20 protein-coding genes and 13 pseudogenes are annotated in these 25307 nt (G+C 67.3%); 18 read left to right on the top strand and 15 right to left on the bottom strand.

Translation table 11 applies throughout. From position 1 onward, the window contains the following. Nucleotides 1–217: 217 nt before the first annotated feature. Nucleotides 218–1426, top strand: a complete 1209-nt coding sequence (locus SKC42_RS23425) for an IS110 family transposase (RefSeq protein WP_330966638.1) — start codon at nt 218–220, stop codon at nt 1424–1426. Nucleotides 1427–1480: 54 nt separating this feature from the next. Here the strand turns inward: SKC42_RS23425 and SKC42_RS23430 are convergent, their stop codons facing one another. Together SKC42_RS23430 and SKC42_RS23435 are read right to left on the bottom strand one after the other, a co-directional pair. Next, nucleotides 1481–1675, bottom strand: coding sequence for a ferredoxin (locus SKC42_RS23430; protein WP_330966639.1), 195 nt, complete (start codon nt 1673–1675; stop codon nt 1481–1483). 55 nt (nt 1676–1730) lie between these two features. Further along, a pseudogene (locus SKC42_RS23435) lies at nt 1731–1912 on the bottom strand (CoA transferase); the annotation flags it as partial. Nucleotides 1913–1971: 59 nt separating this feature from the next. Between SKC42_RS23435 and SKC42_RS23440 the strand changes: the two are divergent. After that, complete coding sequence (locus tag SKC42_RS23440; RefSeq protein WP_330966640.1) at nt 1972–2793, top strand: FadR/GntR family transcriptional regulator; 822 nt, start codon at nt 1972–1974, stop codon at nt 2791–2793. Between the two features lie 98 nt (nt 2794–2891). Further along, nucleotides 2892–3130: pseudogene (locus tag SKC42_RS23445) on the top strand (SDR family oxidoreductase); the annotation flags it as partial. Here the strand turns inward: SKC42_RS23445 and SKC42_RS23450 are convergent. Further along, nucleotides 3051–3981, bottom strand: a pseudogene (locus SKC42_RS23450) (LLM class flavin-dependent oxidoreductase). The pseudogenes SKC42_RS23445 and SKC42_RS23450 sit on opposite strands and share 80 nt — an antisense overlap. A 41-nt stretch (nt 3982–4022) precedes the next feature. Here SKC42_RS23450 and SKC42_RS23455 point away from each other — a divergent pair. The 7 genes and pseudogenes from SKC42_RS23455 to SKC42_RS23485 form a co-directional block, all read left to right on the top strand. Continuing rightward, nucleotides 4023–4211: pseudogene (locus tag SKC42_RS23455) on the top strand (acyl-CoA dehydrogenase family protein); the annotation flags it as partial. 258 nt (nt 4212–4469) lie between these two features. Then, the gene (locus SKC42_RS23460; protein WP_330966642.1) at nt 4470–4901 is read left to right on the top strand and encodes a hypothetical protein; all 432 of its coding nucleotides are present in this window, start codon (nt 4470–4472) and stop codon (nt 4899–4901) included. A gap of 178 nt (nt 4902–5079) precedes the next feature. Next, a complete protein-coding gene (locus SKC42_RS23465; protein ID WP_330966643.1) occupies nt 5080–6195 on the top strand; it encodes an FAD-dependent oxidoreductase in 1116 nt (371 codons plus the stop codon). Between the two features lie 133 nt (nt 6196–6328). Beyond that, a complete protein-coding gene (locus SKC42_RS23470) occupies nt 6329–7054 on the top strand; it encodes a DUF4396 domain-containing protein (RefSeq protein WP_330966644.1) in 726 nt (241 codons plus the stop codon). 64 nt (nt 7055–7118) lie between these two features. After that, nucleotides 7119–7815 (top strand): annotated as a pseudogene (locus SKC42_RS23475) (TetR/AcrR family transcriptional regulator); the annotation flags it as partial. After that, nucleotides 7816–8109, top strand: a pseudogene (locus tag SKC42_RS23480) (amidohydrolase family protein); the annotation flags it as partial. A gap of 209 nt (nt 8110–8318) precedes the next feature. Then, entirely contained in the window at nt 8319–10310 is a 1992-nt protein-coding gene (locus SKC42_RS23485; protein WP_330966645.1) for a SpoIIE family protein phosphatase, read from the top strand. On the opposite strand, the pseudogene SKC42_RS23490 reads toward SKC42_RS23485, so the two are convergent. The 3 genes and pseudogenes from SKC42_RS23490 to SKC42_RS27860 form a co-directional block, all read right to left on the bottom strand. Next, nucleotides 10298–11525, bottom strand: a pseudogene (locus SKC42_RS23490) (acyl-CoA dehydrogenase family protein). The gene SKC42_RS23485 and the pseudogene SKC42_RS23490 sit on opposite strands and share 13 nt — an antisense overlap. Continuing rightward, nucleotides 11522–12054 (bottom strand): annotated as a pseudogene (locus tag SKC42_RS23495) (acyl-CoA dehydrogenase family protein). The pseudogenes SKC42_RS23490 and SKC42_RS23495 overlap by 4 nt, the downstream one beginning before the upstream one ends. Next, nucleotides 11985–12269: an acyl-CoA dehydrogenase family protein gene (locus SKC42_RS27860; protein WP_442932233.1), complete on the bottom strand. Its 285-nt coding sequence runs from the start codon at nt 12267–12269 to the stop codon at nt 11985–11987. The pseudogene SKC42_RS23495 and the gene SKC42_RS27860 overlap by 70 nt, the downstream one beginning before the upstream one ends. A 193-nt stretch (nt 12270–12462) precedes the next feature. On the opposite strand from SKC42_RS27860, the gene SKC42_RS23500 reads away from it, so the two are divergent. Together SKC42_RS23500 and SKC42_RS23505 are read left to right on the top strand one after the other, a co-directional pair. Next, nucleotides 12463–13320, top strand: coding sequence for a hypothetical protein (locus tag SKC42_RS23500; RefSeq protein ID WP_330966646.1), 858 nt, complete (start codon nt 12463–12465; stop codon nt 13318–13320). Nucleotides 13321–13358: 38 nt separating this feature from the next. Next, nucleotides 13359–13943 carry a hypothetical protein gene (locus tag SKC42_RS23505; protein WP_442932235.1) on the top strand — a complete coding sequence of 195 codons (585 nt, stop codon included), beginning with the start codon at nt 13359–13361 and terminating at the stop codon, nt 13941–13943. Between the two features lie 9 nt (nt 13944–13952). On the opposite strand, the pseudogene SKC42_RS23510 reads toward SKC42_RS23505, so the two are convergent. Further along, nucleotides 13953–14267 (bottom strand): annotated as a pseudogene (locus SKC42_RS23510) (alpha/beta hydrolase fold domain-containing protein); the annotation flags it as partial. Beyond that, nucleotides 14249–14428: a hypothetical protein gene (locus SKC42_RS23515; protein WP_330966680.1), complete on the bottom strand. Its 180-nt coding sequence runs from the start codon at nt 14426–14428 to the stop codon at nt 14249–14251. The gene SKC42_RS23515 and the pseudogene SKC42_RS23510, both read right to left, overlap by 19 nt. A gap of 104 nt (nt 14429–14532) precedes the next feature. On the opposite strand from SKC42_RS23515, the gene SKC42_RS23520 reads away from it, so the two are divergent. Beyond that, on the top strand, nt 14533–15759 hold the full coding sequence (locus SKC42_RS23520; protein ID WP_330966647.1) for a cytochrome P450: 1227 nt from the start codon (nt 14533–14535) through the stop codon (nt 15757–15759). Then, a pseudogene (locus SKC42_RS23525) lies at nt 15756–16515 on the top strand (alcohol dehydrogenase catalytic domain-containing protein); the annotation flags it as partial. The gene SKC42_RS23520 and the pseudogene SKC42_RS23525, both read left to right, overlap by 4 nt. Before the next feature lie 53 nt (nt 16516–16568). Here the strand turns inward: SKC42_RS23525 and SKC42_RS23530 are convergent. From SKC42_RS23530 to SKC42_RS23555, 6 genes and pseudogenes are all read right to left on the bottom strand, one after another. Continuing rightward, the gene (locus tag SKC42_RS23530; RefSeq protein ID WP_330966648.1) at nt 16569–17360 is read right to left on the bottom strand and encodes an SDR family NAD(P)-dependent oxidoreductase; all 792 of its coding nucleotides are present in this window, start codon (nt 17358–17360) and stop codon (nt 16569–16571) included. Then, on the bottom strand, nt 17357–17797 hold the full coding sequence (locus SKC42_RS23535) for a VOC family protein (protein WP_330966649.1): 441 nt from the start codon (nt 17795–17797) through the stop codon (nt 17357–17359). Before SKC42_RS23535 ends, SKC42_RS23530 begins: the two co-directional genes overlap by 4 nt. A 59-nt stretch (nt 17798–17856) precedes the next feature. Further along, on the bottom strand, nt 17857–18144 hold the full coding sequence (locus SKC42_RS23540; RefSeq protein WP_330966650.1) for a dsRBD fold-containing protein: 288 nt from the start codon (nt 18142–18144) through the stop codon (nt 17857–17859). Between the two features lie 82 nt (nt 18145–18226). After that, nucleotides 18227–18817 carry an SDR family NAD(P)-dependent oxidoreductase gene (locus SKC42_RS23545; protein ID WP_330966651.1) on the bottom strand — a complete coding sequence of 197 codons (591 nt, stop codon included), beginning with the start codon at nt 18815–18817 and terminating at the stop codon, nt 18227–18229. A gap of 92 nt (nt 18818–18909) precedes the next feature. Further along, on the bottom strand, nt 18910–20127 hold the full coding sequence (locus tag SKC42_RS23550; RefSeq protein WP_330966676.1) for a cytochrome P450: 1218 nt from the start codon (nt 20125–20127) through the stop codon (nt 18910–18912). An 11-nt stretch (nt 20128–20138) separates the two neighbouring features. Continuing rightward, nucleotides 20139–20267: pseudogene (locus tag SKC42_RS23555) on the bottom strand (LLM class F420-dependent oxidoreductase); the annotation flags it as partial. A gap of 144 nt (nt 20268–20411) precedes the next feature. Here SKC42_RS23555 and SKC42_RS23560 point away from each other — a divergent pair. Then, nucleotides 20412–21908: an acyl-CoA carboxylase subunit beta gene (locus SKC42_RS23560; protein ID WP_330966652.1), complete on the top strand. Its 1497-nt coding sequence runs from the start codon at nt 20412–20414 to the stop codon at nt 21906–21908. Between the two features lie 110 nt (nt 21909–22018). On the opposite strand, the pseudogene SKC42_RS23565 reads toward SKC42_RS23560, so the two are convergent. Next, nucleotides 22019–22330: pseudogene (locus SKC42_RS23565) on the bottom strand (alpha/beta hydrolase); the annotation flags it as partial. A 397-nt stretch (nt 22331–22727) separates the two neighbouring features. On the opposite strand from SKC42_RS23565, the pseudogene SKC42_RS23570 reads away from it, so the two are divergent. From SKC42_RS23570 to SKC42_RS23580, 3 genes and pseudogenes are all read left to right on the top strand, one after another. Next, a pseudogene (locus tag SKC42_RS23570) lies at nt 22728–23104 on the top strand (CoA transferase); the annotation flags it as partial. A gap of 170 nt (nt 23105–23274) precedes the next feature. Then, nucleotides 23275–23643 carry a DUF485 domain-containing protein gene (locus tag SKC42_RS23575; protein WP_442932234.1) on the top strand — a complete coding sequence of 123 codons (369 nt, stop codon included), beginning with the start codon at nt 23275–23277 and terminating at the stop codon, nt 23641–23643. After that, nucleotides 23640–25271: a solute symporter family protein gene (locus SKC42_RS23580; protein WP_330966653.1), complete on the top strand. Its 1632-nt coding sequence runs from the start codon at nt 23640–23642 to the stop codon at nt 25269–25271. Before SKC42_RS23575 ends, SKC42_RS23580 begins: the two co-directional genes overlap by 4 nt. The last annotated feature ends 36 nt before the right edge of the window (nt 25272–25307 follow it).

A 25307-nucleotide genomic window follows, 5' to 3' on the forward strand; every position in this document is an offset into this window, starting at 1 on the left:
CTTCGTGTTGTTACGTTGTGCTGCGACCCGGGTGGGTCGGGTGAGGCGGCATGGGTGTTGCCGGCCCTGGAGGTGCGGCTTGAAAGGACTGGCCGCCCGGCTCGCCTGGACTTCTCTGGCCGGCTGATTGAGATCTGCGATGTGATCGCTTGTTTAAGGAAATGCTGGCGGGGTTGTCCGTGGGGATCATGTTGGCAAACAAGCGAAAAGAGGTTTGATGACCGCAGACCAGTTGTGGGCTGGAGTGGATGTCGGCAAGGAGCACCACTGGGTGGCGGTGGTTGATGACACCGGCACAGTGGTGTTGTCGCGCAAGCTGGTCAACGACGAGCAATCGATCCGTGAAGTCGTCGCCGAGATCGATCAACTGGCCGAGCAGGTGTCCTGGACGGTGGACCTGACTACGGTGTATGCCGCGTTGCTGTTGACGGTGCTCGCTGATGCCGGCAAGGCGGTGCGGTATCTGGCGGGACGTGCGGTGTGGCAGGCTTCGGTGATTTACCGCGGGGGTGAGGCCAAGACTGACGCTAAAGACGCCCGGGTGATCGCCGACCAATCCCGGATGCGTGGCCAGGACTTGCCGGTACTGCGTCCCGACGATGAGCTGATCGCCGAGCTGCGCATGCTCACCGCCCACCGCGCTGATCTGGTCGCTGACCGCACCCGCACGATCAACCGGTTGCGCCAACAACTCGTGGCGGTCTGTCCCGCCCTGGAACGGGCCGCGCAGCTGACGCAGGACCGCGGCTGGGTCGTGCTGCTGACGCGTTATCAGCGACCGAAAGCCATTCGGCATAGCGGTGTTTCGCGGCTGACCCGTGTCCTGGCCGACGCCGGGGTACGCAATGCCGCCACGATCGCGGCGGCAGCGGTGGCGGCCGCAAAATCGCAAACGGTGCGCTTGCCGGGAGAAGAAGTCGCCGCCGGGCTGGTCGCCGACCTGGCCGAGGAGGTGGTTGCCCTCGATGACCGCATCAAATCCACCGACGCCGACATCGAGGACCGATTTCGCCGCCATCCGCTCGCCGGGGTGATCACCAGTATGCCCGGCATGGGATTTAGACTCGGCGCGGAATTCCTGGCCGCCGTCGGTGATCCCGCACTGATCGGATCGGCCGACCAACTCGCCGCCTGGGCCGGCCTGGCTCCGGTGTCCAAAGACTCGGGAAAACGCACCGGACGACTGCACAGGCCCAAGCGCTACAGCCGACGCCTGCGCCGTGTGATGTACATGTCCGCGCTCACCGCCGTCCGCTGCGACCCGCACTCCAAGGCTTACTACCAGCGCAAACGAGACGAAGGAAAACGGCCGATCCCGGCCACACTCTGCCTGGCCCGACGCCGCACCAACGTCCTCTATGCGCTCATCCGCGACAACCGAACCTGGCAACCCGACTCACCCCCGATCACCGAATCGGCGGCTTGACTTCTTCATTGAGAGTCCTTTCCTCGTCGGCCTCCCACAGTGTGCGCGACCGGCTTACCCGTCGGTCAACCGCAGCGCCGCTTTGGGGCATTGGTCCACCGCGGCACGCACGTCGATCTCCAGGCGCGGCGGCACCAAGCCATCGGCGATCTGTACCACGTCGGCGTCACCCAATTCGAAGACCTCCGGGGCCAGGGACTCGCAGAAGCCGTTGGCCTCACACAGGTTTCCGTCGACCGTCACGCGCATGAGCTTCCCCTTTACTCCTTTACAGCCCCTTGGGCCGGCTGGGCGACACCACCGGCACCGGCGAACCCGTCGCCGAATACCGTCGCAGCGAATCCCTTGCGGCGGCTCCAGCTTGCGCTCCCGCGCACCGGCGTCGACGAGCAGCTTGCCGCGGTAGGCGCCGGCTATCCGGTCGCTGATCTCGACGACACGCAGCTCCTGCAGCGGTGTCGGCTGGCTGTCGGGCTCGCGCCTCACGCGGCTATTTATACCATTACTGCTAAAATAGCTAAGCCAGCAGATCGCGCGAGGATCGGATGAACGCCTTGGGAATTGGGCAAGACGCCCGTCGCCGATTGTCGGCGCCGCGGATTGCTGAGATCGTAGCCGACGAGCTGCGCCGCCAGATCATCGGCGGCGAGCTCGCCGACGGCGATCTCCTGCCGCGCCAGGAAGTCCTCGTTGAGCAGTTCAACGTCAGCCTCGTCTCCCTGCGGGAAGCGCTGCGGATCCTGGAAACCGAGGGGCTGGTGTCGGTGCGGCGGGGCAACCGCGGCGGGGCGGTCGTGCACGCGCCGGCCAAGACTAGCGCCGCATACATGCTCGGACTGCTGCTGCAGAGCGAGTCGGTCGCGGTCGCCGACCTCGGCATGGCGTTGCAGGAGCTGGAGCCGGCCTGTGCGGCGCTCGCGGCGCAGCGGCCCGACCGCGCGGACACGCTGGTGCCGGAGCTCAAGGCAGTCAACGATTCGATGGCCGAGCACCTCCAAGACGGCCGGGCGTTCACCGAAATCGGTCGGGAATTCCACGATCTCATCGTCCGCGGCTGCGGCAACCACACCATCATCGCGGTCGTCGGCAGCCTGGAGACGCTGTGGACCAGCCACGAGCAACAGTGGGCGGACGAGAGCTCGGCGCGGGGCACCTACCCCTCCCTGGCGAAGCGACGTGCGGTGCTCAGCACGCATACCAAGCTGGCCGAAACCATCGCGGAAGGCGACGTCGACCGGGCTCGCCGCATCGCGGGCCGCCACCTCGCCGACACCCAGACCTACGTGTTGTCCGGTCGGGCCGATCAGCGGATCTATGCGCTGTCCCCGCAGGCGCTGTCGCGTCCGAGGGACGTCCGGCGCCCTTGACTCCCGGCGGGACCGCCCTCGTCAGCGGCGGTATCGGCAAGGGCTGCGCCCGCAGGCTCAGCGTGCTGGGATACGACGTGGGTGACCTCCGCCGCGAGCGCGACGGCATCGCCGTGCACATCGTGACGCCGCGCTCGGCGGAAACCGAGGTGCTGCGGGACGTTCCCTTCGAGATGCTCGCGATTCAGGTGTCCGACGTCGCCGGGGCAGTCGCCCGACTGGATACCGTCCGTCCGTCGACCTGCCGGAGATCCGGCTCAGCGCCGTGCAGCGGGGTCCGTTCGCGCGGCCACCGGTGATTCCCACCGAGGCGCGGAGGCACCAGGGAAGCCCTTGATCACCGACTCGCCGAATTCCCGCAGGGAGTCCGGCGCGGCGAAGTCGGCGAACCAAACGTAGAACCGCTCCACTCCCTGCGCGGCCAGGTCAGCGAAGCGTCGGATCAATTCGACGGCGTCGCCGCAGATCAGCCCGGAGCCCAGGTGCCCGAATCGCCGGGCGCTCAACGCACGGATCGCGTCGGGATCGGCCCCGGACCGGGGGTAGCCGACTATCAGCTGCACCGACACGTGTGCGGCCCCCGCGGCCGGCGCCAGATCCGTCAGCTTGTCGAGGTGGTTCACCGGCAGGTTCCACCAATCGGCATACCTGCGAACGACTCCCATCATCCGGCGCCCGGTACCGCCGACGACCAGGGGGATGGGATGCGATCGGCGGGGCCTGGGGGGCCACCCCGCTCCCGTCGTCGCCCCAGTATTGCCGGATCAGCCCGAGGTGGCGCTCCAGCTGCTCGACCCGGGACACCGGATCATACTGCCCCACAGCGAATCTGGTGAACTCGGCCGGCCAGGATCCCGCGCCCAGCCCCAGCCCGAACCTGCCCTCCGAGGCGTCGGAGAGGGTGACGGCCTGCTTGGCCGGGACGGCGGGATGGCGAAAGGCGTCACACAGCACCAGGTGGCCGATCCGCAACCGCTCGGTCTTGGCGGCCACCCATGTGGCGATGCCCATTGCCTCGCAGATGTTTTCGTCCGGCCGACCCGGCGCCTTCAAGTGGTCGATGAAGTTGATGCCCGAACAGCCGCTGGCCCCGGCGCAGCGCGCCCGGTCCGTCACGTCGCTGACCGACAACCGCACCTGCGGCAGGAACAGATACCACTCTGACCATGCGCCCCCTTTCGATTGCAACCGCGTCGTTAGGTTACGATTTTTATTATGTTAGTTGTCTTATGAATGTCGGTCTGACTTCGGAGCAGTTGTCGCTGCGCGACACGGTGCGCGACATCCCGAGCGCCGAATGTCCGCCCGACGCCGCCCGCCAGGCCTCCGACGGGACGGATCCCGAACGCTAGCGGGCATTGTGGAAGACCGTCGTCGACCTGGGCTGGACCGAACCGGCGAGGCCCGGGGGCGACTACGAGGAATTCGTCGAGGCCACCCCACGCACCGCGGCCACCAAGGTGAATCGCTCGGCGCTGATCGCGGCGCGGGGGCGGCTGAGCGTCCCAGGTACCCCGTACCCGTACCTGCAAGTCCATCGGTTTTTGATGCCGCGACCCCGTCTCCCAGCAAAGGCATTTGTTAGGAACATTTTTCGAAGTTCCATGGGTGTGATGCGCTAGCCAGGGCGTGGTTTGTGGCATATACCCCCCAGGGGTGCTAGCCTGTCCCTCGTTATGCGCCGTGATGCTGTCCGTGTCAACCAGTGGCCGCGCTATGCCGCGGCGGTCGCCGCGTTGTTCTGGACGCTGGGCATGGCCGCCGGCTGCCACCTTCCGCACGCGGCCACGGCACCCATGCACACCGCCGCGGGCTTGACGGGGTCCACGAGCGCCATCGGCCACGACGTCACCGCCCTCGCCGAACATGGCCACCTGGGCCCCGGCTCGTGCGCTCCGATGGACCACGAGTGCAAGTACGTGGCGCAAGCCTGTCCGGCGGCGCCCGATCTGTTGGCACTTACGGTTTTCGTCGCCGTCGTGGCCATGGCCGGCTCGGCGGTCTGGTGGGTCGTGTCAGTATCCCGCGGACCGCCCCGGCGTTCCGGCCTCATCCTCCACCGTCCCGGCCGGGTGATTCTCGCCCGGCACTGCATCGCTCGTATCTGAGAGGTCAGCGCCAAGCCGTCGCGCGTCGTCGCCCCGGCTTGCGGTCGCCGCCCTTATCCCTTGCCGCGCGGACGCGCGGAAATATCCCATGTCGCGCGGAACGCGCGGAGATCAGAAACGAGAAATCGATGAGCTTTGTCCTGTCCATATGTCGTAACGCATTGCGCGAGGTCCGGTCATGACCGCCCGGAACGAGCAGCCGGGCGCGCTGGTGATCGGGGCCGGTGTCAGCGGATTGACCACGGCGCTGATGCTGGCCCGACGCGGCTGGCGCGTCGTGGTGGCCGCCGACCGGTTCGACGCCGACACGGTGTCGACGGTCGCCGGTGCGGTGTGGGAGTGGCCACCGTCGGTGTGCGGTCGCCACCACGATCAGGCGGTGCTGGCCCGCTCCGCCGATTGGGCGCGCTACTCCTACAACCGGTTCGCCCGCCTCGCGGCCGACCCCCGCACCGGGGTGAGCCTACGCCCGGCCGTTTTCTACTTCTCCCACCTCATCGAGGAGGACCCGGCCGAACACGCAAAAATGCTTGCGGTCGAACAGTGCGTTCCTGGCTTCGTCCACGACCCCGAACTCATCGACGCCCACGAGATCAATCCCGCGGCCGGGATGGTCGATGCCTATTCCTATCTGGCGCCCACCATCGACACCGACTGGTACCTGGAGTGGCTGGCCCGTCAGGCTGCTACGGCCGGCGTCACCGTGGCCAGGCGTAGCATCCGCGGGCCGCTCGCCGAGCAGGAAAACGAGCTGATGTCGGAGTACAACGCTCAGCTGATCGTCAACTGCTCGGGACTGGGAGCACGCGAGCTGGCGTGCGACCCGACCATGGAGCCGCACCGGGGGGCTCTGCTGCGCGTGGTGAACGACGGCATCACGATGTCACGCGTGAACGCGGTGCACGCCGTCGCGAACGACACCCGCACCGAGGACCAGGACATGGTGTTCATCGTTCCCCGCGGCGCCAATCGGCTGCTGCTCGGCGGGCTCGTCGAGCCGGGCGAATACGGCACGGACCTGGACCCGGACGGCTATCCGCCGCTGCGGGAGATGTTCGATCGCTGCCGCGAATTCCTGCCCAGCCTGCGGGGCGCGCAGCTCGACGTGGTCGACCCGGTGCGAGTCGGCCTGCGGCCGTTCCGCGAAGGCGGCGTACGACTGCAGATCGAACCCGGCACCCGCATCGTGCACAACTACGGCCACGGCGGCGCCGGCGTCACCTTGTCCTGGGGCTGCGCCCAGGAGGTCACCGAGCTGGCCGACGTCGTCCTCGCCGGCCGGGGGGTCGCCTGAACGAACGCGGCCGACCCGGCTCCCCGGCCGGTGGCGCCGGGTTCGGCCGCCGTCCGGCGGCACAACGAGAAACCAACAAATTCAACGGGATTCAACTTCCCGACCAGGAAGGACCAAAATGATGATGATGGCGATGCCCGCCCCCCAGTGGGTCATACTCGTGGCCTGGATGGTGACCATCCTCGGAGTCGTGGTTGCCGGCGTGATGCTGGTGGACACATATCTGCGCGGCTATCGGCAGCCGCTGCGCGCAATGGAGGCGGTCTGGCCGATCACCGCCGTCTACGCCGGCCCGCTGGCGTGGTGGGCGTATCAGCGCTGGGGCCGGCCGGCCTCCGCACGGTGGCAAGAACAACACGGCCGGCCTCCCCGAATGGGACCGGCCGCCGTCGCCGCCGTCCAGACAATCCCTGGCGGTGCCGTCTCGTTCGTCGGCCACATGATCGCCATGCCCTTGGTGATGTGGACCGGATTGAAGATCGCCGGGCAGGGCGTCTGGCCCATGATGCTGATCATCGCCGCGATCGCGCTGCCACTGCTCATCGCGTTCGAGTACCGCGCGATGTCGGTGGCCTACGGCACTCAGTCTGTGGGCCAGCGCCTTTGGGCGGCGTCGCGCATCTCGGCTCTGGCCATCGTCGCCTTCGACATCGGCATGGGAGCCTCCATGCTGCTCGTGGCGTTCGTGTTGCGCTACTCCCCCACGTCGATGGCCTTCTGGCTGGTCATGTGGGCCGGGATGTGGCTAGGGTTTGCCACCGCCTACCCGATGGTGTGGTGGCTGGTTTCGAAGGAGGCGCGCCGCCCAGCCGACCTGGAATCACCGACCGGTGCCGTGCAGATGGAAGGAGTGCGTTAGTTCGGCCCCGGTCGGGCGGTAACGTCGTTCTCAAAGGTGACCGCTCCGCATCCGAGGAGCTCCGATGTCCGCGGCCGGCCGGAGCGTCGAAGCCGATGAAGCCGACGACCATCCCGAGGTGACGCGCGGCGATCGCTTCATCAAGACCGCCGTCGCGATCCTCGGCGAGACCGGGCGCACGGACTTCACCGTGCAGGAGGTGGTGGCCCGCTCGAAGACGTCACTGCGCGCCTTCTACCAGCATTTCGGCAGTAAGGACGAATTGCTGCTGGCGCTCTTCGAGCGGACCATCGCCCAATCGGCGAAGACCTGGCACTCGGAGACCGTCGGCCTGGATAGCACCGCCGCGCTGAAGCTGGTGATCGACCGCGTCAGTCAGCAACCGGAGTCGAGCACGCAGGACAGCCTCAACCGGGCGCTGACGCTGTACAACCAGCACCTCCCCGAGACCCGCCCCCGCGAGTACGCCCGCGTGGCTCTCCCCTTTGCACCAGCTGATCCGCGACATCGTCGGGCAGGGGATCACCGAGGGGATGTTCAATCCCGGCCTGGACGTCGGGGCGGCGGCCGCCATCGTCATGCAGACGATGATGGGCGCGCAGCGATTGCATTGGCTGGGAAAGGAACTGAACGGGTCGGCGGTGGACTCCGGCCAGCTCTACGAATTCTGCAGCCGCGCCCTCAGCATTCGGGACACCAACGAGATGTCCGCCGCCCCTTGGCCGTCGGAGCTGTTCGCGCAGATCGGCATTCGCCCGGGCAAGGGCGTCTACAAGTAGATGCCGCAGTCGTTCAGCGAGGACCCGGTCGAGGCGTTCAAGCGTTGCGTTTACATCACCCCATTCTGGGAGGACCGGTTCACCGAGATCGTCAAGATGGTCGGCACCGACCGGGTGCTGTTCGGCTCCGACTGGCCGCATCCCGAGGGCCTGAAGGACCCCATCTCGTTCGTCGACGAGCTCACCGACTTCGACGAGGCGGACGTCGCCAAGATCATGCGCCGCAACCTGATGAAGCTGATGAAGGTGTCCGCGCCGGCCAAGAAGCCGGCCGCACCTGACGCGGGGTCATCGCGCCCGCGGCTTCGACATGCGTGCCCGGACGCCGGTGGCGGCGTGGCAGCGGAGGAAAAATTGCCGACGCGGCGGCTGATGCGTCGAGCATCGGGCGCGCATTGATAATCTGAGCCTCGACGTGCGCAGATCTGCGATCGACCTGACATTGAGTCGGCCCGCCGAAATGGATCGGTAGGAGGTACCGCCGGATGGTGGCCGAAAAGGATTGGGACAAGGCCGTTGGCGCCGCCGACGACGTGCGGCGCGTCTTCGACAGCGTCCCGGCCTTGTTGGTCGGCCTCGAGGGGCCCGACCACCGATTCATCGCGGTCAACGCCGCGAACCGCACTCTGAGCCCCCCGATCGACCCCATCGGGCTCTGCGTCCGGGAGGTCTACCCCGAGCTGGAGAGCCAGCTGATTCTGCAGATGTTCGACCGCGTGTACCAAACCGGCGAACCACAGTCCGGGACAGAGTGGCGCGTGCAGGCCGACTTCGAGGGCTCGGGCACCGCACAGGAGCATTTCTTCGACTTCATCGTGACGCCACGACGCGGCGACGACGGCTCGATCGAGGGTGTGCAGCTCGCGTTCATCGACGTCACCGAGCGGGTACGGGACCGGCAGGCCGCCGAATCCCGCATGTCGGAACTGTCCGAGCGGTACCGCAACGTCCGGGATTCGGCCATCGTCATGCAACAGGCCCTCCTGGCGCCGTCCGTGCCCGTCGTTCCGGGCGCCGACGTCGCCGCGGAGTACCTCGTCGCCGCGGAGGACACCGCGGCCGGAGGCGACTGGTTCGATGCGATCGCCATCGACGACCGATTGGTTCTCATCGTGGGCGACGTCGTCGGGCACGGGGTCCAAGCCGCCGCCGCCATGTCACAACTGCGCACCGCGCTGAGGATGCAGATCCTCTCGGGCCGGTCGATCGGAGAAGCCCTCGAGGCGGTCGACCATTTCCACCACCACGTCCCCGGCGCGAACTCGGCCACGTTGTGCGTCGGTTCGCTCGACGCGACCACGGGCGAATTCCAATACTGTACAGCCGGACACCCCCCGCCCCTGCTGGTGGGCGCCGACGGGAACGCACGCTACGCCGAACCGTCGGGCGCGGGTCCGCTGGGCAACGACACCGGTTTTCCTTTGCGCACCGAAGTTCTCGGGGTGGGCGACTCGGTCCTGCTCTACACCGACGGGCTGATCGAGCGCCCCGGCCGCCCTCTGGTCGCCAGCACCGCCGAATTCGCCGATCTGGCCGCCAATGTCGCCTCGGGTCAGGGGTTTGTCATCGACTCCCCCGTGCGAGCCGTCGACCGCCTCTGCTCGGAGACGCTGGAATTGCTGCTGCGCTCGACGGGCTACAGCGACGATGTGACCCTCCTTGCGGCGCAACGCCGCACCCCGCCCGACCCGTTCGCCATGGCGCTGGACGCCACGATCCGGGCGGCACGCATCGTCCGCGCGGGCCTTCGCGAATGGCTGTGCGATGTCGGCGCCGACGATGACGACATCTGCGACATCGTGCACGCCATCTCCGAGTTCGTCGAAAACGCGGTCGAACACGGTTACGCCGGTGAGGATTCGGGCCGGATCCTCGTTGAGGCATCCCTCACCGGGGACGGCAACCTGCGCGCCACGGTGATAGACCACGGGCGGTGGAAGGATTACCGAGAGGGCGATAAGGGACGCGGGCGTGGGCTTGCCATGGCGGAAGCCTTGGTGTCTCAGGCGCAGATCACCAATTGCGCCGGCGGAACGACGGCCAGCGTGACGCACCGCCTCTCGAGGCCGGCCAACTTCGTCACCGATGCGCTGGTCGGCCGGCCCACGTCGGCGCGGTCGGCGAGCAACGAGTTCGCCTCGGTGATCTCGGAGGGCCGCATCGTCGTCAGCGGCGATGTCGACTCCGTCTCCGCACCGACCCTGGACCGGCAGATCGCCGTCGAAAGCCGTGCCGGCATTGCACCTTTGACCATCGACCTGAGTGGCGTCACCCACCTCGGATCGGCCGGCGTCAGCGCGCTGACCGCCGCCCGTCACCGGGCACGCCGGCAAGGTTCCGAGTGCGTGCTGGTCGCCCCGCCGGGCAGCCCCGCACATCACGTTCTGTCCCTGGTCCAGCTCCCCGTCTCCAGCGGCAAAGCCGAAGGCGTGCTCGCCCAGGAGGAAGGGGAATCGGACAGCGGTCAGCTGGTTTGACCGTGCCGCACCTGGCTGAAGAGCACCCCGCGATCGGGGGCGTGTTCCCGCGGGAAACCCGGCAACCGTTCACCGATGACATTGCGGGCCATCTCGGTGGTGCCGCCGCCGATGGCGACGGTCTGCCGGGACAGGTAGCGCAGCCCGGTTTGCAGGCCTTCGCCGGGTTCGCCCACCACGCCGGCACTTCCGGCGATCGCCAGCGCGGTGTCGACGTCGAGGGTCACGGTCTCGGAATGAAACAACCGGATCAGCGTTCCGGCGGCAACGCGCCATCCCGGACGCTTCGGTAGACGTGGCCGATCAGTCGCTCGGCCACGGCGCGGTTGACCAGGGCGCGGCCGGCCATCTCGCGGACGCGTTCGCTGCTGCCCTGGCCGGTCTTCTCGGCGAGGGCAACGAAGTCGACGGGAATCGCGTTGCCGCCCTCGCTGCCGCTGCCGCTGGCGAACTCCGACCCCTGCCCTCCACGCGCCGCTCGTGATAGAGCTGCCGTGATGCCACCGCCCAGCCGCCGTTGACGTCGCCGACCACCGCACCGTCACCGATGTCGACCTCGTCGAGGAACTCCTCGCATAACTCGGTCGAGCCGCTGAGCATGGTGATTCGCCGCAACGTGATTCCGGGGTGGTCGATGGGCACCAGGAACATAGTGAGGCCCTGGTGCTTGGGCACGCCCCAGTCGGTGCGGGCCAGGCACAGCCCGTAGTCGGCCGCGAATGCGCTGGTGCTCCACGTCTTGGCGCCGTTGATCACCCACAGGTCGCCGCGGCGTTCGGCCCGCGTGATGACTCCGGCGAGGTCCGATCCGCCGCCGGGTTCGCTCAGGAGTTGCACCAACACCTCGTCACCGCGCAAGGCGGCGCCGATGTGCCGTCTCTTCTGCTCATCGGTCCCGGTGTCGAGCAGCGTGGCGCAGCAGATCGTGAACGTCGGGGTGTTGAGAATCAGCGGCACATCGTAATTGCGGGTCTCGGCGTCGAAAGCCTGCTGATACTCGTAGTCCAGACCCAGCCCCCCGTACTCGGCCGGAAAGCAGATGCCGGCGAATCCCCCTTCATAGAGCCGCTTTTGCAACTCGCGCGCTCGTTGCCAGGATCGCTCGTCGTCGCGCGGAGCGGGCGGCGGCGACTCCGGGTCGATGACAGGCCGGTTGTCCGCCAACCACGCTCGGGCCCTGGCGGCGAACTCGGCGACGGATTCGCCGCGCGTCATCCGTTCACCCCCGTCGACCGGGCGGCCTTCTCGGCCTCGTAGACGCGCAGGTTATGTTCCTCCGGCGTGCCGAAAGTCGAGCGATACAACGTAACCCGGCGCAGGTACAGGTGCAGGTCGTGCTCCCAGGTGACGCCGATCCCCCCGTGCATCTGCACGCAGTCCTGGACGATCCGGCCGGCCAGCTCCCAACATAGGACTTGGCGACGCTGGCACTGACGCCGGCGCCCGGTGACCGGGCGGCGACGTCGGCCACGGCGGCGGCCGTGGCCGCGCGGCACGCCTCCAGCCAAAGCTTCATGTCGGCGAACCGGTGCTTGAGCGCCTGGTAGGACGCCAGCGGGCGACCGAAGCTGTGCCGGTCGGTGGCCCACCCGACGGTGAAGTCGAACACCGTCTGCAGGATGCCGACCACCTCGGCGCACTGCAGCACCTGGGCGATCTGGCTCTGCCTGTCGATCAGCGCGGCGGACTTCCCGGGGTGACCGACCTGTGCGGATGGCTCGACGAGGACACCGTCGAAATCCACCCGGGCGTACTCTCCGAGACGCTGCCGCCGCCCAATTCCTCCGGTACCAGCAGGCCCGTCCAGCCCAACTCCGCGGCGCGCCGCCACCAGGCCCGGTCGAACGACTGGCCGGCGGCATGCAGTTCCCGGACACGGCGCACCGGCGCTTCTTTGTGGAGAAAGGCTTGGGTGGTGGAGGTGAAGAGTATCTTTTCGGGAGAGTCGACAGCGGTCATGATGCCGGCGGGATCGTTTTCGGCCGTCGATCGCCGCCGCGGAAGACGCAAGGGAGAAGGGTGGGGTGGGTGATCATCCGCCTGATCGGTCCTGGTCGTCGCAGTTCGCTGACGGCTTCGATGTTAGCAACGAGCGATACGGTAAGAGATACCGGAGTGCAGTCGATAATGATCCTGACGAGCGGTGATCGCGATGGCTGAGGCAGACGACCACCCGGAGGAGACGGTCACCTCGAAGGCCGACGCCCTGGCGTTGATCGCCGAGGCCGAGGCGGAGGCCGCGGAGGCGGAGGCGCTGGCGGCCGCTGCCCGCGCCCGCGCCCGGGCCGCCCGCCTCCGGCGCGAGGCGCTGGCCCTGGCGGAGGGCGCCGAGGACTACGCCGACGCGGCCCTGGCGGCCGCCGACGCGGAGGCCACCGACGACTACGACGAGACCGCCAACGAGGAATACGCCGATGAGGACGACGCCTACGGCGAGGAGTACGAAGAGACTGCCGACGAGGAATACCTCGACGACACCCCGCCCAAACGGGCGGCCAAGCGAACGGGGTGGCGGCGCTGGGTGCCATCGCTACCGGCGGCCGCCGTCACCGCCGCGCTCATCCTCACCGCCGCCTTCGCCGCGGCGAGCGCCCACATGGTGCTGCAACATCGCGATGCCAATCAGCGCAACCAGCGCGATGCGGCGTTTGTCGCCGGCGCAAAACAGGGCGTCGTCAACATGATCTCGCTCGACTTCACCCGGGCCAAGGCCGACGTCCAGCGCGTGATCGACAGCTCCACGGGCCAATTCAAGGTCGACTTCCAGCAGCGGGCCAACGACTTCATCAACGTGGTCGAGCAATCCAAGGCGATCACCGAAGGCACGGTGAACGCCGCCGCGGTGGAGCGCGTGGAGGACAATTCCGCGGTGGTTCTCGTGTCGGCTACCTCCCGGGTCACCAATTCCCCACCCGGAAAAGACGAACCGCCCAAGATCTGGCGGCTCAGGGTGACCGTTGCCGACGACGGCGGACGCTACAAGATGTCGAAAGTTGAGTACGTACCGTGACCAACGATGTACGCGACACCGCTGCCGATCCCGACGAAATCGCCCCCGCCACAGGCGGATCCGCCGAGCCGGTGACACCGGACGACGAGGCGGTGGACGAACCTCCCGCGCCGCGCAGGCGCCGGCGCGTGCCGCCGGGGGTGCGGACGGCTCTCTACGTGCTGGTCGCCGTGCTGTTCCTGACGTCGGGCGGGGTGGCCACGTGGCTCTATTTCAAGCAGTACCGCCCCGACCAGCAGACCGACCCCGACGTCAAGCGGGCGGTGGCCAGTTCCGCATCCGACGGCACGACCGCGCTGCTGTCCTACTCGTCGGACACACTCGACCAGGACTTCGCCAACGCCAAGTCGCACCTCGCCGGCGAGTTTCTGAACTACTACAACGACTTCACGCAGCAAATCGTCGCGCCCGCCGCCAAACAAAGGTCGCTGAAGACCACGGCAAAGGTGACGGGGGCCGCGGTGACGGAGCTGCAACCCGACTCCGCCGTCGTGCTGATCTTCGTCGACCAGTCGACCACCACCAAGGACAGCCCCCAGCCCGCGGTGGCGCTGAGTAGCGTGCTGGTGCACATGGCGCGCGTCGACGGCAAGTGGTTGATCACGAAGTTCAACCCCGTCTAACGGCGCACCCTACATCGCGAAAACCCGCCGAAGCGTCGGCGCATGCAAGGCGCGGTTCTCCTGCGCAACAACCCATTCGGGGACCAGGGCATCGAAGCCGTTGAATGTCGCTGCGATCACGTGCAACTCGGTGTGGACGTAGGCGTGCAGCAGCCGAATGGCGTAGTCGATCGCCTCGTCGCGGCACGGGTCGATCTCCGAGCAGCTGATGAACGTGGGCGCCAGGCCCTCCAGGTTCGCGCGGTGGGCCGGAACGTGCTGGCCGGTCGCGCTCGCGTCGCCGAGATAATGACCCCATGCGCGGCTCACGGCGGGCCGCCCCGGAACCGGTTGTTCGTGTCCGGCTCCAGCCAGTGGTCGAGCAGCCAGTCGTTCCCACCGGGGGCCTGGTACCACTGCTGCTCGACGTCGGGGGTGGAGCGCAGCTTGTGGTGGGGTACCTGAGAATCACCGCATTCGACGCTTGGCTCCAATCCTGTGCCCATTACGGTAACCACCACAAGCCGCTAAGCTTCGTTGCTATCTATACTATGATAGCGACAATCCAGACGGTACCCACTTGCCCTGCGGCTGCTCAGAAGGAGCGCAGATGACGCTCAGCACCGACCAGGACGGCCAGCCCGTCGCCCTCGATCTCACCGGTGAAACCAGCCCTTACCCGTTCTTCGAGTATATGCGGCGGACCGACCCCGTCTGGCACGGGTCGCTCACGGACAACGCGCAGATGCCGGAGGAGCTGCGGCCGAACGACGAATGGGTGCTGTTCGGGTACGACGGGGTGTTCCAGGCCTTCCGGGACGACCGGGTCTTCACGTCCGCCGCCTACGACAAGACCATCGGACTGGTCATGGGGCACACGATTCTGGCGATGGGCGGCCGGGAGCACCACGACCACCGCGGCCTGGTCGCCAAGGCCTTCCGCGCCACTGCGCTGGAACGCTGGGAGCCCTCGGTCGTCGGTCCGGTCTGCGACCAGTTGATCGACGAGATCAAAAAGGACGGTCAGGCCGATCTGGTGAAGGCGCTGACCTTCGAGTTCCCGACGCGGATCATCTCGGTGCTGCTCGGACTGCCGCCCGAGGACCTGGACCTGTTCCGGCGGTTGTCCCTCGATCTGATCTCGATCCCGACCGACATCATGGCGGGGCTCAACGCCGCGGCCGAGCTGCACGGCTACTTTCTCGACCAGGTTGAGCAGCGGCGCCGCAAACGCACCGATGACATCATCGGCGACCTGGTCGCCGCCGAGATCGACGGCGAGAAGCTCAGCGACGAGGCCATCATCGCGTTCCTGCGCCTCCTGCTCCCGGCTGGATTGGAGACCACGTATCGCTCGTCGGGCAACCTGCTCTACCTGTTGCTCACCCACCCCGAGCAGCTGGCGATGGTCTCCCGGGACCGGTCACTGATACCCGCCGCCATCGAGGAGGGGCTGCGGGTGGAAACCCCGCTGACCATGGTCATGCGGACCACCACCGAGGAAGTCGAGATAGGGGGCAAGACGATCCCGGCGGACGCGCAGATCGACCTGTGCATGGGCTCGGCGAACCGCGACGAAAGCCGCTGGCCCGATCCCAACGCGTTCGACATCACTCGGCCGCGGCACGCCCATACCGCGTTCGCGAGCGGCATCCACATGTGTCTCGGCATGCACCTGGCCCGGCTGGAAACCCGCGTCATGCTCAACAGCCTGTTCGACCGGCTCCAGGACCTCGCCTACCTGCCCGACGATGGCACGGGCGAGGAGTCCCGGATCGTCGGGCTCACCTTCCGCTCGCCCAACAAGCTCCCGGTCACCTTCTCCCCCGCCCGATGAGAAGTCGCGCCGCGATCCTGCATGACGTCGGCGGCTCGTGGTCGGTCGAGGAGTACGAACTCGACGCGCCCCGCGCGGGCGAGGTTATGGTCGAGATGGCGGCCGCCGGACTGTGCCATTCCGACGACCACATCCTCAAGGGAGACATGGCGGCGCCGAACGACGTGATGCGAAGGCTGGGGCTGCCGACCATGTCTCCCACCATCGGCGGCCACGAGGGGTCGGGCGTCGTGCGTGAAATCGGTCCCGGCGTACCGGTTTCGCCGTGGGTGACCACGTGGTGATGTCGTTCGTCGCCGTCTGCGGACAGTGCCGCTGGTGCGCGACCGGCATGGAATACCTGTGCGACGTCGGTATCGGCACCATGGTCCCGGGCATGCCCACCGACGGCACCTCCCGGCACCACACGGCCGACGGCCGGGATCTGGGGCATATCGCCAAGATCGGCGCGTTCGCGGAACACACTGTGGTGTCCACAAATTCGCTCGTGAAGATCGACCCCACCTGCCGCTCGCGCCAAGCGCGTTGCTGTCGTGCGCGATCCCGACCGGTTATGGTTCGGCGGTCAATCGTGCCGGCGTGCGCGGCGGCGACACCGTCGTCGTCCTCGGCGTGGGCGGCATCGGGACCGGCGCGATCCAGGGGGCACGGATCAACGGGGCCGCACACATCGTCGCGGTCGATCCGGTTGAATTCAAACAGAAGTCGGCGCCGCAGTTTGGCGCGACCCACAGCTCCGCGACGGTCAACGAGGCCTACACGAACTTACTGAACGGTGAAATCGTCAGGGGAATAATCGATTTCGGCGGCTAATCCTCTTTCGCCGCCTCCCGCTGGCTCTTGAGCTCCCGCAGCCGCTTGAGCCGCATAAGCCGTTCCAGCTGACCGTACGCGTCGATCGGGCTGTGCAGCGAGAGCCCGCCGTCGGCGTGCACTAACTGTCCAGTCACCCACGGTAGTTCGAGGACACCCACGATGGCGCCGGCCACGTCGACGGCCTCCCCCAGTCGACCGAGCGCCGTTCGCCTGGACAGGCCGTCGACCCACCCTGGCCACGCGTCCGGATTGGGCAGCATCGGGGTCCGCGTCACGCCGGGACCGACCGCGTTGACCCGGATGCCGTAGGTTCCCCACTCCGCGGCCGCGACCTTGACCAGCATGTCGACGCCGGCCTTGGATACGCAGTACGCGCCCATATCGCGGTCGGCCACGGTGCCGCTGATGCTGGACACCGCGACGATCGAGCCCTGCACCTCGGCGTCGACCATGGCCTGCGCGGCGGCGCGCAGCGTAAGCCAGGTGCCGGTGAGGTTGATCGACAGCACCCGCTCCCAGTCGGCGGGCGATTGCTTCAGCAACAGACCCGACGGGCCCGACGAGCCGATGGCGGCGGAGGCCACCACCCGGGCGGGCACCCCGTGCTCGCGCACCGTTTGTTCCATGGCCGCCGCCACCGCGTCGGGATCGCTGATGTCGCAGAGGATGTCGGCATCGGCGAGATCCCACACCACGACGTGGTGCCCCGCCTCGCGAAGCAAACCGACGACTTCACGCCCGATTCCCGACGCGCCGCCGGTGACCAAGGCGGTCGATGCCGTCATTGCGGGGAGCCGATCAGCTCGACCGGCACGCCGTCAGGCGCGGTGATGATCGCCATCGCGACCGCCTTTCCGCCCGGAGCGGCGACCCTGATGCGCCGGACGCCGTCGTTGAACCCCAAAGTTTCGCGCGCCGAGAGCGTCTCGTCGACGTCCCGCTGCAGTGCGAGCAGGAAGAATCCATGCCGCGGGCCATCGGTCCCGGGTCGCGCCTCGGCGGCGCCGGGCAACTCCACGAGCTCCACGATTCCGCTCTCCGGCGTGCCCGGGTCGCCGAGGAAGATCGACCTCAGCCATTCGGTTTGCGCGCCGAATTGCTCCGGCCAGCCACCGCTGGAGCGATGGTCGAACAACTGGCTCAGGCCGAGGCCGTCGCGCCAGAATCGCAGCGAGCGTTCGACGTCGCTCGTGCAGATCGCCGAATGATGAACACCTAGCACGAGCTGCAATGCTAATACCCGGGCTCGGCGCTTTGACCCGGTGGCCGGGCCGGGTGTTGTCAGGCCCTGACGCGACGCAGCGCGCTGACCTGTTCGGCCAGGTCCGACAATGCCCGCGCGGTCGCCAACTCCTGGCCGGTCTCGCGCGTCAGGCAGTCCGAGGGATGACGGTAGGCGACGCCTACCCCGGCCAAATGCGCTCCGCCCAAACGTAACTCGGCCTTGACACACGTGCGTCCGCCGCGTTCGTCGATCGCCAGGGAGACCATCGGATGCAGGGTATCGGCCGGGCGGATGTTGCGGTGCATGCGATACGTCTCTCGAATCATGCTGCGGGGCAGTGTCACGTTCGAGCCTAGGCATGCGCCGGGCGCTTCCTAGGGCCTTTGGTCCCCGGAGACCCGCCAATGGACACCTGGGCCAGTGTTGTCAACCCAGCCTCGCCGAGGTTCGATCCCACAGTTCGCGGGCCAGCTCGGCGTTGTAGGCGGCGCGGTTGGCCCTGCCGACCCTGCCCTTGGAGTAGTACTCCCCCGCCGCCCAATCGACGCCGGGGGTGGTGGAGGCCAGCCAGACAAGCTGGTCGGCACCCTCGTCCGCGGTCGAGGTGAAGCGGGCAGTTATCGGTACGTAGTTCTTCATGAAGAGCAGCATCCGCGAGCCGGAGGCGTCACCGAAGTTCGAGTTGACGTAGCCGGGGGGAAACGTCGCGGCCGACAGACCACGGGCCCAGTAGCCATCGGCGGTGATCTCGACTTCTCGACACATGCCGCCGGCGTTGTTGGCCAAAACGTCGATGCGCGGATACTCCGACCGGATTTTGTCCGCCACCGCCCGCACCTGCGTCAGATCGGCGAAGTCGACGACGAAATAGTCGGCACCCAATTCCGCGGCGACCGCTTTCGTCTTGCCCTCGGACCGGCCCACCACCACGTTCTCCCCGCTCCGGCTCAACCGGCGGGCAGCCGCGGCGCCGATCCCGTCACTGGCACCCGCGATAACGATCGTCCTATGCGTCATTGCGTAGTGCTCCACCGGGGAGTGTAGCGATCAACGCCGAATTCTCGGTCTTCTCTTGCTCGGCCAAAATGCCCACGAAATAAGCGGATCGCTCACTTGAGTGAATACCGGACAGGCAGGTGTTTGAGCCCACCGACGAAGGTGGTGGCGACGAGTTGCGGATGCCCGGCCAGTTCGATCGAGTCGAGCCGGGGCAGTAACTCGGAGAAGAAGCTGTTGACCTCCATGCGCGCCAGCGCCGCACCCATGCAGAAGTGCACGCCGTGGCCGAAGGCCAGGTGCCGGTTCGGGTCGCGCCCGACGTCGAACCGGAAGGGCTCGTCGAACACGTCCTCGTCCCGGTTGGCCGACGCGTAGGACAGCAGCACGGAATCCCCTGCCGCGATGGGGGATCCCCCGACGGCGGCGTCACAGGCGGCCGTCCGCATGAACTCCTTCACCGGGGTGACCCAGCGGATCATCTCCTCGGTAGCCAACGGCATCAACCCGGGGTCATCGCGGAGCCGCCGGAGCTGGTCGGGATTCTCGATCAGCGCCTGCAGCCCGCCGGAGATCGTCGCACAGGTGGTGTCGTGTCCCGCGGTGGCGACGATGAGGTAGTACGACGCGGTGTCGACATCCAACAGCGGCCGGCCGTCGATGCGGGCATTGGCGATCGCCGACGCCAGGCGGTCGGTCGGATGTTCGCGGCGGGCCGCGGTCACCCCGTTGAAATAAGCAAACATGTCGAGCAGCGCAGGCAGCTGATCGGAATTTGTACTGCCGCGCCTGAATTCGGCGTCGTCACTGCCGAACAACTCCTGGGTCAGCTTGAGCATGCGCGGAAAGTCGTTCTCCGGCGGCCCCAGCAGCGACATGATCACGTACAGCGGATAATTGACCGCGACCTCCTGCACGAAGTCACATTCCGGGCCCGCGGCCATCATCTTGTCCACATAGATCTTCGCCAGGTCGTCGATGCGAACCTTCAACGCCCGCATCGCCTTCGGCCGAAACCAGTCAGGGCCGATGGCACGCACCCGATGCTGGGGGTCGTCGAGGTGAATCAGGGTTCGCACACTCGCGGCGGCCTGCATCTCGTCGCCGTCGGCGGTCGTCAGTACCGGGCGCGGCCAATTGGTGAGCAGCTCGTTGTCGCGTTCGATGGCCATGACATCGGCGTGCCTGGTGATCGCCCAGAGCGGGCGGTAGTTCGCCACGTCCACCCACGACACCGGGGCGGCGGCGCGCAGCTGCGTCAACGCCGCGTGCGGCGTTGGCTCGTCGGTGTAGGCCAGGGGATCCGCCAGCAGCCTGGCGGCCTCGTCGATCGTCGCCGCGCTCACCGGCGAAAGTCCGTCAACGCGGCGTCAACGCACGCCCGCGCCGCGGTCATGAAGATCGGCAGCACCCTGTCGACCGAGCCCTCGCAGCGCGCCCGCAGGCCGGCCGCGACCGCGTCGACCGGGCCCGGCCACGGCGAACGATTGGGAATGCCCCCGTCCGGCACGAGGCGGGGGCGCTACCCATGCGGGCACCTTTACAGTAAGCAACCCAGTATGTGACCCTGCTCTTTCTGGCCGCGCGTTCGCACCGCATGAGGTACGACATCAGCATGACAAAAGCCCCTGATTGGCGGGAGACACTCGACGACCTCAACGATCGCCGTCAGCGCGCGAGGGCCATGGGTGGGCCCGAGCGGCTGGAGAAGCACCGCGCCCGGGGCAAGCTCGACGCCCGCGCGCGGGTGGAACGACTCCTCGACCCGGGCTCGTTCCGGGAGATCGGCACGCTGGTCGGCGGCGACGTGGCCGCCGATGCGATCGTGACGGGCGCGGGTCGCATCAACGGCGTGGCCGTGATGGTGGGCGCCGAGGACTTCACCACGCTGGCGGGGACCATTGCGCCGGGCAGCAACTCCAAGCGCTACCGCATCGCAGAGCTGGCGCTGCGCGACAGGATTCCGCTCGTGATGCTGCTCGAAGGGGCCGGATTTCGCCCCACTGGAGTACATTCCGGGCGGACGCCGACCGATCTACTCGCCCAGGCCCGGTGCTCCGGCCGGGTGCCGACGGTGACCGCGGTGCTCGGCCCTTCGGCCGGGCATGGCGCACTGGTCGCGCCGGTGTGCGACTTCACCGTCATGAGCCGCCAGGGCGCGATCTTCACCGCCGGGCCGCCCGTGGTCAAAGAGTCGACGGGAGAAGATATTTCAAAGGAGGAGCTCGGCGGCCCGGATGTGGCCTTGGCCAGCGGCGTGATCCACAACGTCGCCGACGACGATCCGGCGGCGCTCGCCATGATCCGCGGCTACCTGTCGTATTTCCCGCCGAGCGCGTGGTCCTACCCACCGGTACTGCCGCCGTCCGCGGCGACCGGGCCGCGTCCCACGCCCGAGCTGCTCGACATCGTCTCGCGCGACAATCGCCGCGTCTATGACATGCGGTCGGTGCTCGACGTGGTGTTCGACGATCCCGACTGGTTCGAGGTACAGCCGCGCTTCGGCCGGGCGATCATCTGCGCGCTGGCACACCTCGGCGGCCATCCCGTGGCGGTCGTCGCCAACCAGCCGCAGGTGCTGGCCGGGTCCATCGACGCGGACGCCGCCGACAAGGCGGCGCACTTCATCATGGTGGCCGACTCCTTCCACCTGCCGATCGTCTTCCTCGCCGACAACCCCGGCATGCTGCCGGGCAGCCGATCTGAGCGCGCAGGCGTCTTGCGCAGCGGCGCACGGATGTTCGCCGCGCAGACCGCGGCCACCACGCTCAAGCTGCACCTGACGATGCGCAAGGCCTACGGTTTCGGCTCGATGGTGATGTCGCTCATCGGCTTCGACCAGCAAGTGGCGACGTTCGCCTATCCGGGCGCGACCATGGGCGCCATGGGCGCTGGGGCGTTGAGCCGCGCGTCGCATGCCGACGAGGATCTCTCGGCCAAGCTGCGCAACGCCGAACTGCAGGCGTCGTATCGATCGGCCGAGCAGATGGGCTGCGACGAGCTCATCGATCCCCGCGAGACCCGCGACGCGCTGCTTTTCGCGTTGCAGCGCGGCCTGTCCAGCCGCCAGGCCGCCGCGGAGCCGGTGGCCCGGACCGTCATCATGCCCTGAGCGCCTCGCCTCCTAATCCGCGAGCGTGCGTGTTTGTCCGGCGACACGCCGTCATGGCCGTACATCTGCGCACGCTCGCTGGCCTAACCAGCCGCGCGATAGGCGGCGGCGCGCCGTGACGTCACCCGCAGCGGGGGCGGCGGCTCGGCGTGCGCGCCGTCGATGCCCAGGGTCGCCAGTTCTTCCGCCGCGGCCGTGCACCCGCCGAGCGGACGCAGCGCCCCGGGGTTGCCGCCGAGGATCGAAAAGCCACTCAGGGCAAGCTCGTCCAGCATGACCTCACCGAATTGCCGCACGCCCCGCCGCGAGAGCGGAACCCAGCCGGTCGACTGCCCGAGACCGGCGACCGTGCGCGGCACCCGCAGGCCCGCCTCGCGGGCCACATCCCTGGTGACACCCAGCCCGCGCATCACCCTCGACATGACCAACGCCCAGGCCGAGGCAGTGCGACCGGATGCGCGTCGGCCGATCCAGTCATCTCACTCCTTGCCCGCGGGCCGGCCCGACCGGCCGAAATTTATACTGTAACCACCTTAGTATCTTCCCCCGCAGGCAGACGCAGAATCGGACTCACAGGGCTTCCGGAAGCGATTTTGCGCCGGCTCGGCAACGCTACTCGAGGTCGATGTGTCGCTACTGAGCACGGCCTGGTGCCGTGAGTCGTTAATGGTGTACCAGCATGTTCGGCCGTGCATCCCGCTGTGAACACGTCGAACGTGGGGGAAAAGTACAAACCACCAACACTTTTCCTCCATAGGGCTCACGCTCGGAAACAGGAGCGAAGGCTGCACCCGAACCAATGACTCAGGACACTGGTAGGCGACGGGCGCGAGAATGACGCAGGGCATGGAGCGGGCGAGGTCCTGCGCAATGCGATGCCGGGATCCGGCGCATCGGTGGATCCGTTCATGGGCAACTACCTGACCTCCGACGGCGGCACCATCAACCTCGACATTCCCGAGGCCGCCGACGACCCACACTTCGCCGACGCGGCCGCCGGACTGATCGCGAAGGCCTTCGCGGCCAGGCCGTTCGACTACTGGCGCCGGCATCTGAAGACGATGATGGGACAGTGGGCGCCGCTGGGGACGTTCAGGGCGCCACAGGCCTCGGAGCACACCGAACTCGTCCCAATGGAACTCGGCATGGACTGGGACCGAATCCCCGAGCTGAAGGAGTCGGGCGCGATCGCGTGACTCCGCCCGCGCGACTTAACCACGTTAAGTGCATTCGCGGAGTCGGCCGGGTAGCCGCCGAGTGCATGCGCGGCAACGCCCGGGTTAAATAACGGCCGCAGCGGAAAACAAGACTCCGAGTCTCGCCGTCCCGACTCGTAGGCTATCGCGGAAAGCCCGGCTTACCGTCGATGTCAGGAGTTGCGTTGGCCACAACCGAGTTTCCACCAGGACACGCCCCGGTATTCGGCGGCGAGGATTTCGCGGGCATCCACGCCAGCCCCGAGTTCGCCGAATTGCGCCGCAGGTTGCGGCGTTTCGTCTTCCCGATGACGGCATTGTTCCTGGCTTGGTACGCCGCTTACGTGTTGCTAGGCGCCTTCGCGCACGACTTCATGGCCGTCAAGGTCTTCGGCAACGTCAATGTCGGGTTGTTGATCGGTTTGGGGCAATTCCTGACCACGTTCCTCATCACAGGTCTCTACGTGCGGTTCGCCGACCGGGAACTCGACCCGCGGGCGGCTGCCATCCGTACGCATTTGGAAGGTCGGGAATCGTGACGCGCCTCGCCGCCGCGCACGACACGATCGGCAATCCTGTTGCAAACATTGCGATTTTCGCTGTGTTTGTGCTGATCACCCTCTACGTGGTGATCCGGGCCAGCCGGCGCAACGCCACCGCGACCGAATTCTTCACCGCCGGCCGTGCCTTCTCGGGACCACAGAACGGCATCGCCATCGCGGGCGATTACCTGTCCGCCGCGAGCTTCCTCGGCATCGCCGGCGCGATCGCGGTCTACGGCTACGACGGCTTCCTGTATTCCATCGGTTTCCTCGTCGCGTGGCTGGTGGCCCTGCTGCTGGTGGCGGAATTGATCCGCAACACCGGCAAATTCACGATGGCGGACGTGCTCAGCTTTCGGCTCAGGCAGCACCCGGTTCGGCTGGTCGCCGCCGTCTCGACGATGACCGTCTCGCTGTTCTACCTGCTCGCCCAGATGGCCGGCGCCGGGGGCCTCGTGGCCTTGCTGCTCAATGTCAAGGGACGCCTTGGCGAATCGATCGTGATCGCGGTCGTCGGGGTGCTGATGATCGTCTACGTTCTCGTCGGCGGCATGAAGGGCACGACCTGGGTGCAGATCATCAAGGCGGTGTTGTTGATCCTCGGCGCCGCGGCGATGACGGCGATGGTGCTCGCGAAGTTCGGCATGAACTTCTCCGACATCCTGGGATCGGCGCAGTCGGCGGTCTCGCACGCGACGACCAAAGGGGTCGCCAACCGCAACGTGCTGGCGCCGGGCGCGCAGTACGGCGGGTCGACGACCTCGAAGATCAACCTGCTGTCGCTGGGTCTCGCGCTGGTGCTCGGCACCGCGGGCCTGCCCCACGTCCTGATGCGCTTCTATACCGTGCCCACCGCGAAAGAGGCTCGCCGCTCGGTGGTATGGGCGATCGGTCTGATCGGCGCCTTCTATCTGTTCACGCTGGCCCTGGGCTATGGCGCCGCCGCCATGGTCGGTCCCGACCGCATCCTGAAGGCCGCTGGAGGCCAAAACTCGGCGGCGCCCCTACTCGCGTTCCAACTCGGCGGGGTCGTCCTGCTCGGCGTCATCTCCGCGGTCGCGTTCGCGACGATCCTCGCCGTGGTTGCCGGCCTGACGATCACCGCGTCGACATCGTTCGCGCACGACATCTATGCCAGCCTGATCAGGCGTCATCAGGTGACCGAGACCGAACAAGTCCGGGTGTCCCGCATCACCGCCGTCGTGCTCGGCGTATTCGGGATCGCGCTCGGCATCCTGGCCAACGGCCAGAACGTCGCGTTCCTGGTGGCGCTCGCGTTCGCGATCGCGGCCTCCGCCAACCTGCCGACGATCCTGTACTCGCTCTATTGGCCGCGGTTCAACACCCGCGGCGCGTTGTGGAGCATGTATGGCGGCCTGATCTCGACCCTCGTGTTGATCGTGTTTTCCCCCGCCGTGTCCGGCTCCAAGAGTTCGATGATTCCGGGCGCGGATTTCGCCTGGTTTCCGCTTTCCAACCCGGGAATTGTCTCGATCCCATTGGCATTCCTACTCGGCATCGTCGGAACGCTGTCGTCCCCCGACCGCGGCGACCCGGAACTCAACGCCGAGATGGAGGTTCGCTCACTTACCGGCATAGGCGCCGAGAAGGCCACCACCCACTGACCGTACGGCAATATGAACCGAATGGACCCGTCGCGA

It is taken from the genome of Mycobacterium sp. 050134, from assembly GCF_036409085.1.
Taxonomy (GTDB): Bacteria; Actinomycetota; Actinomycetes; order Mycobacteriales; family Mycobacteriaceae; genus Mycobacterium.

Coding starts and splice junctions, on each gene's coding strand:
- SKC42_RS23425 (WP_330966638.1), top strand. CDS start 218: ATGACCGCAGACCAGTTGTGGGCTGGAGTGGATGTCGGCAAGGAGCAC.
- SKC42_RS23430 (WP_330966639.1), bottom strand. CDS start 1,675: ATGCGCGTGACGGTCGACGGAAACCTGTGTGAGGCCAACGGCTTCTGC.
- SKC42_RS23440 (WP_330966640.1), top strand. CDS start 1,972: ATGAACGCCTTGGGAATTGGGCAAGACGCCCGTCGCCGATTGTCGGCG.
- SKC42_RS23460 (WP_330966642.1), top strand. CDS start 4,470: ATGCGCCGTGATGCTGTCCGTGTCAACCAGTGGCCGCGCTATGCCGCG.
- SKC42_RS23465 (WP_330966643.1), top strand. CDS start 5,080: ATGACCGCCCGGAACGAGCAGCCGGGCGCGCTGGTGATCGGGGCCGGT.
- SKC42_RS23470 (WP_330966644.1), top strand. CDS start 6,329: ATGCCCGCCCCCCAGTGGGTCATACTCGTGGCCTGGATGGTGACCATC.
- SKC42_RS23485 (WP_330966645.1), top strand. CDS start 8,319: ATGGTGGCCGAAAAGGATTGGGACAAGGCCGTTGGCGCCGCCGACGAC.
- SKC42_RS27860 (WP_442932233.1), bottom strand. CDS start 12,269: ATGACCGCTGTCGACTCTCCCGAAAAGATACTCTTCACCTCCACCACC.
- SKC42_RS23500 (WP_330966646.1), top strand. CDS start 12,463: ATGGCTGAGGCAGACGACCACCCGGAGGAGACGGTCACCTCGAAGGCC.
- SKC42_RS23515 (WP_330966680.1), bottom strand. CDS start 14,428: ATGGGCACAGGATTGGAGCCAAGCGTCGAATGCGGTGATTCTCAGGTA.
- SKC42_RS23520 (WP_330966647.1), top strand. CDS start 14,533: ATGACGCTCAGCACCGACCAGGACGGCCAGCCCGTCGCCCTCGATCTC.
- SKC42_RS23530 (WP_330966648.1), bottom strand. CDS start 17,360: ATGACGGCATCGACCGCCTTGGTCACCGGCGGCGCGTCGGGAATCGGG.
- SKC42_RS23545 (WP_330966651.1), bottom strand. CDS start 18,817: ATGACGCATAGGACGATCGTTATCGCGGGTGCCAGTGACGGGATCGGC.
- SKC42_RS23560 (WP_330966652.1), top strand. CDS start 20,412: ATGACAAAAGCCCCTGATTGGCGGGAGACACTCGACGACCTCAACGAT.
- SKC42_RS23575 (WP_442932234.1), top strand. CDS start 23,275: ATGTCAGGAGTTGCGTTGGCCACAACCGAGTTTCCACCAGGACACGCC.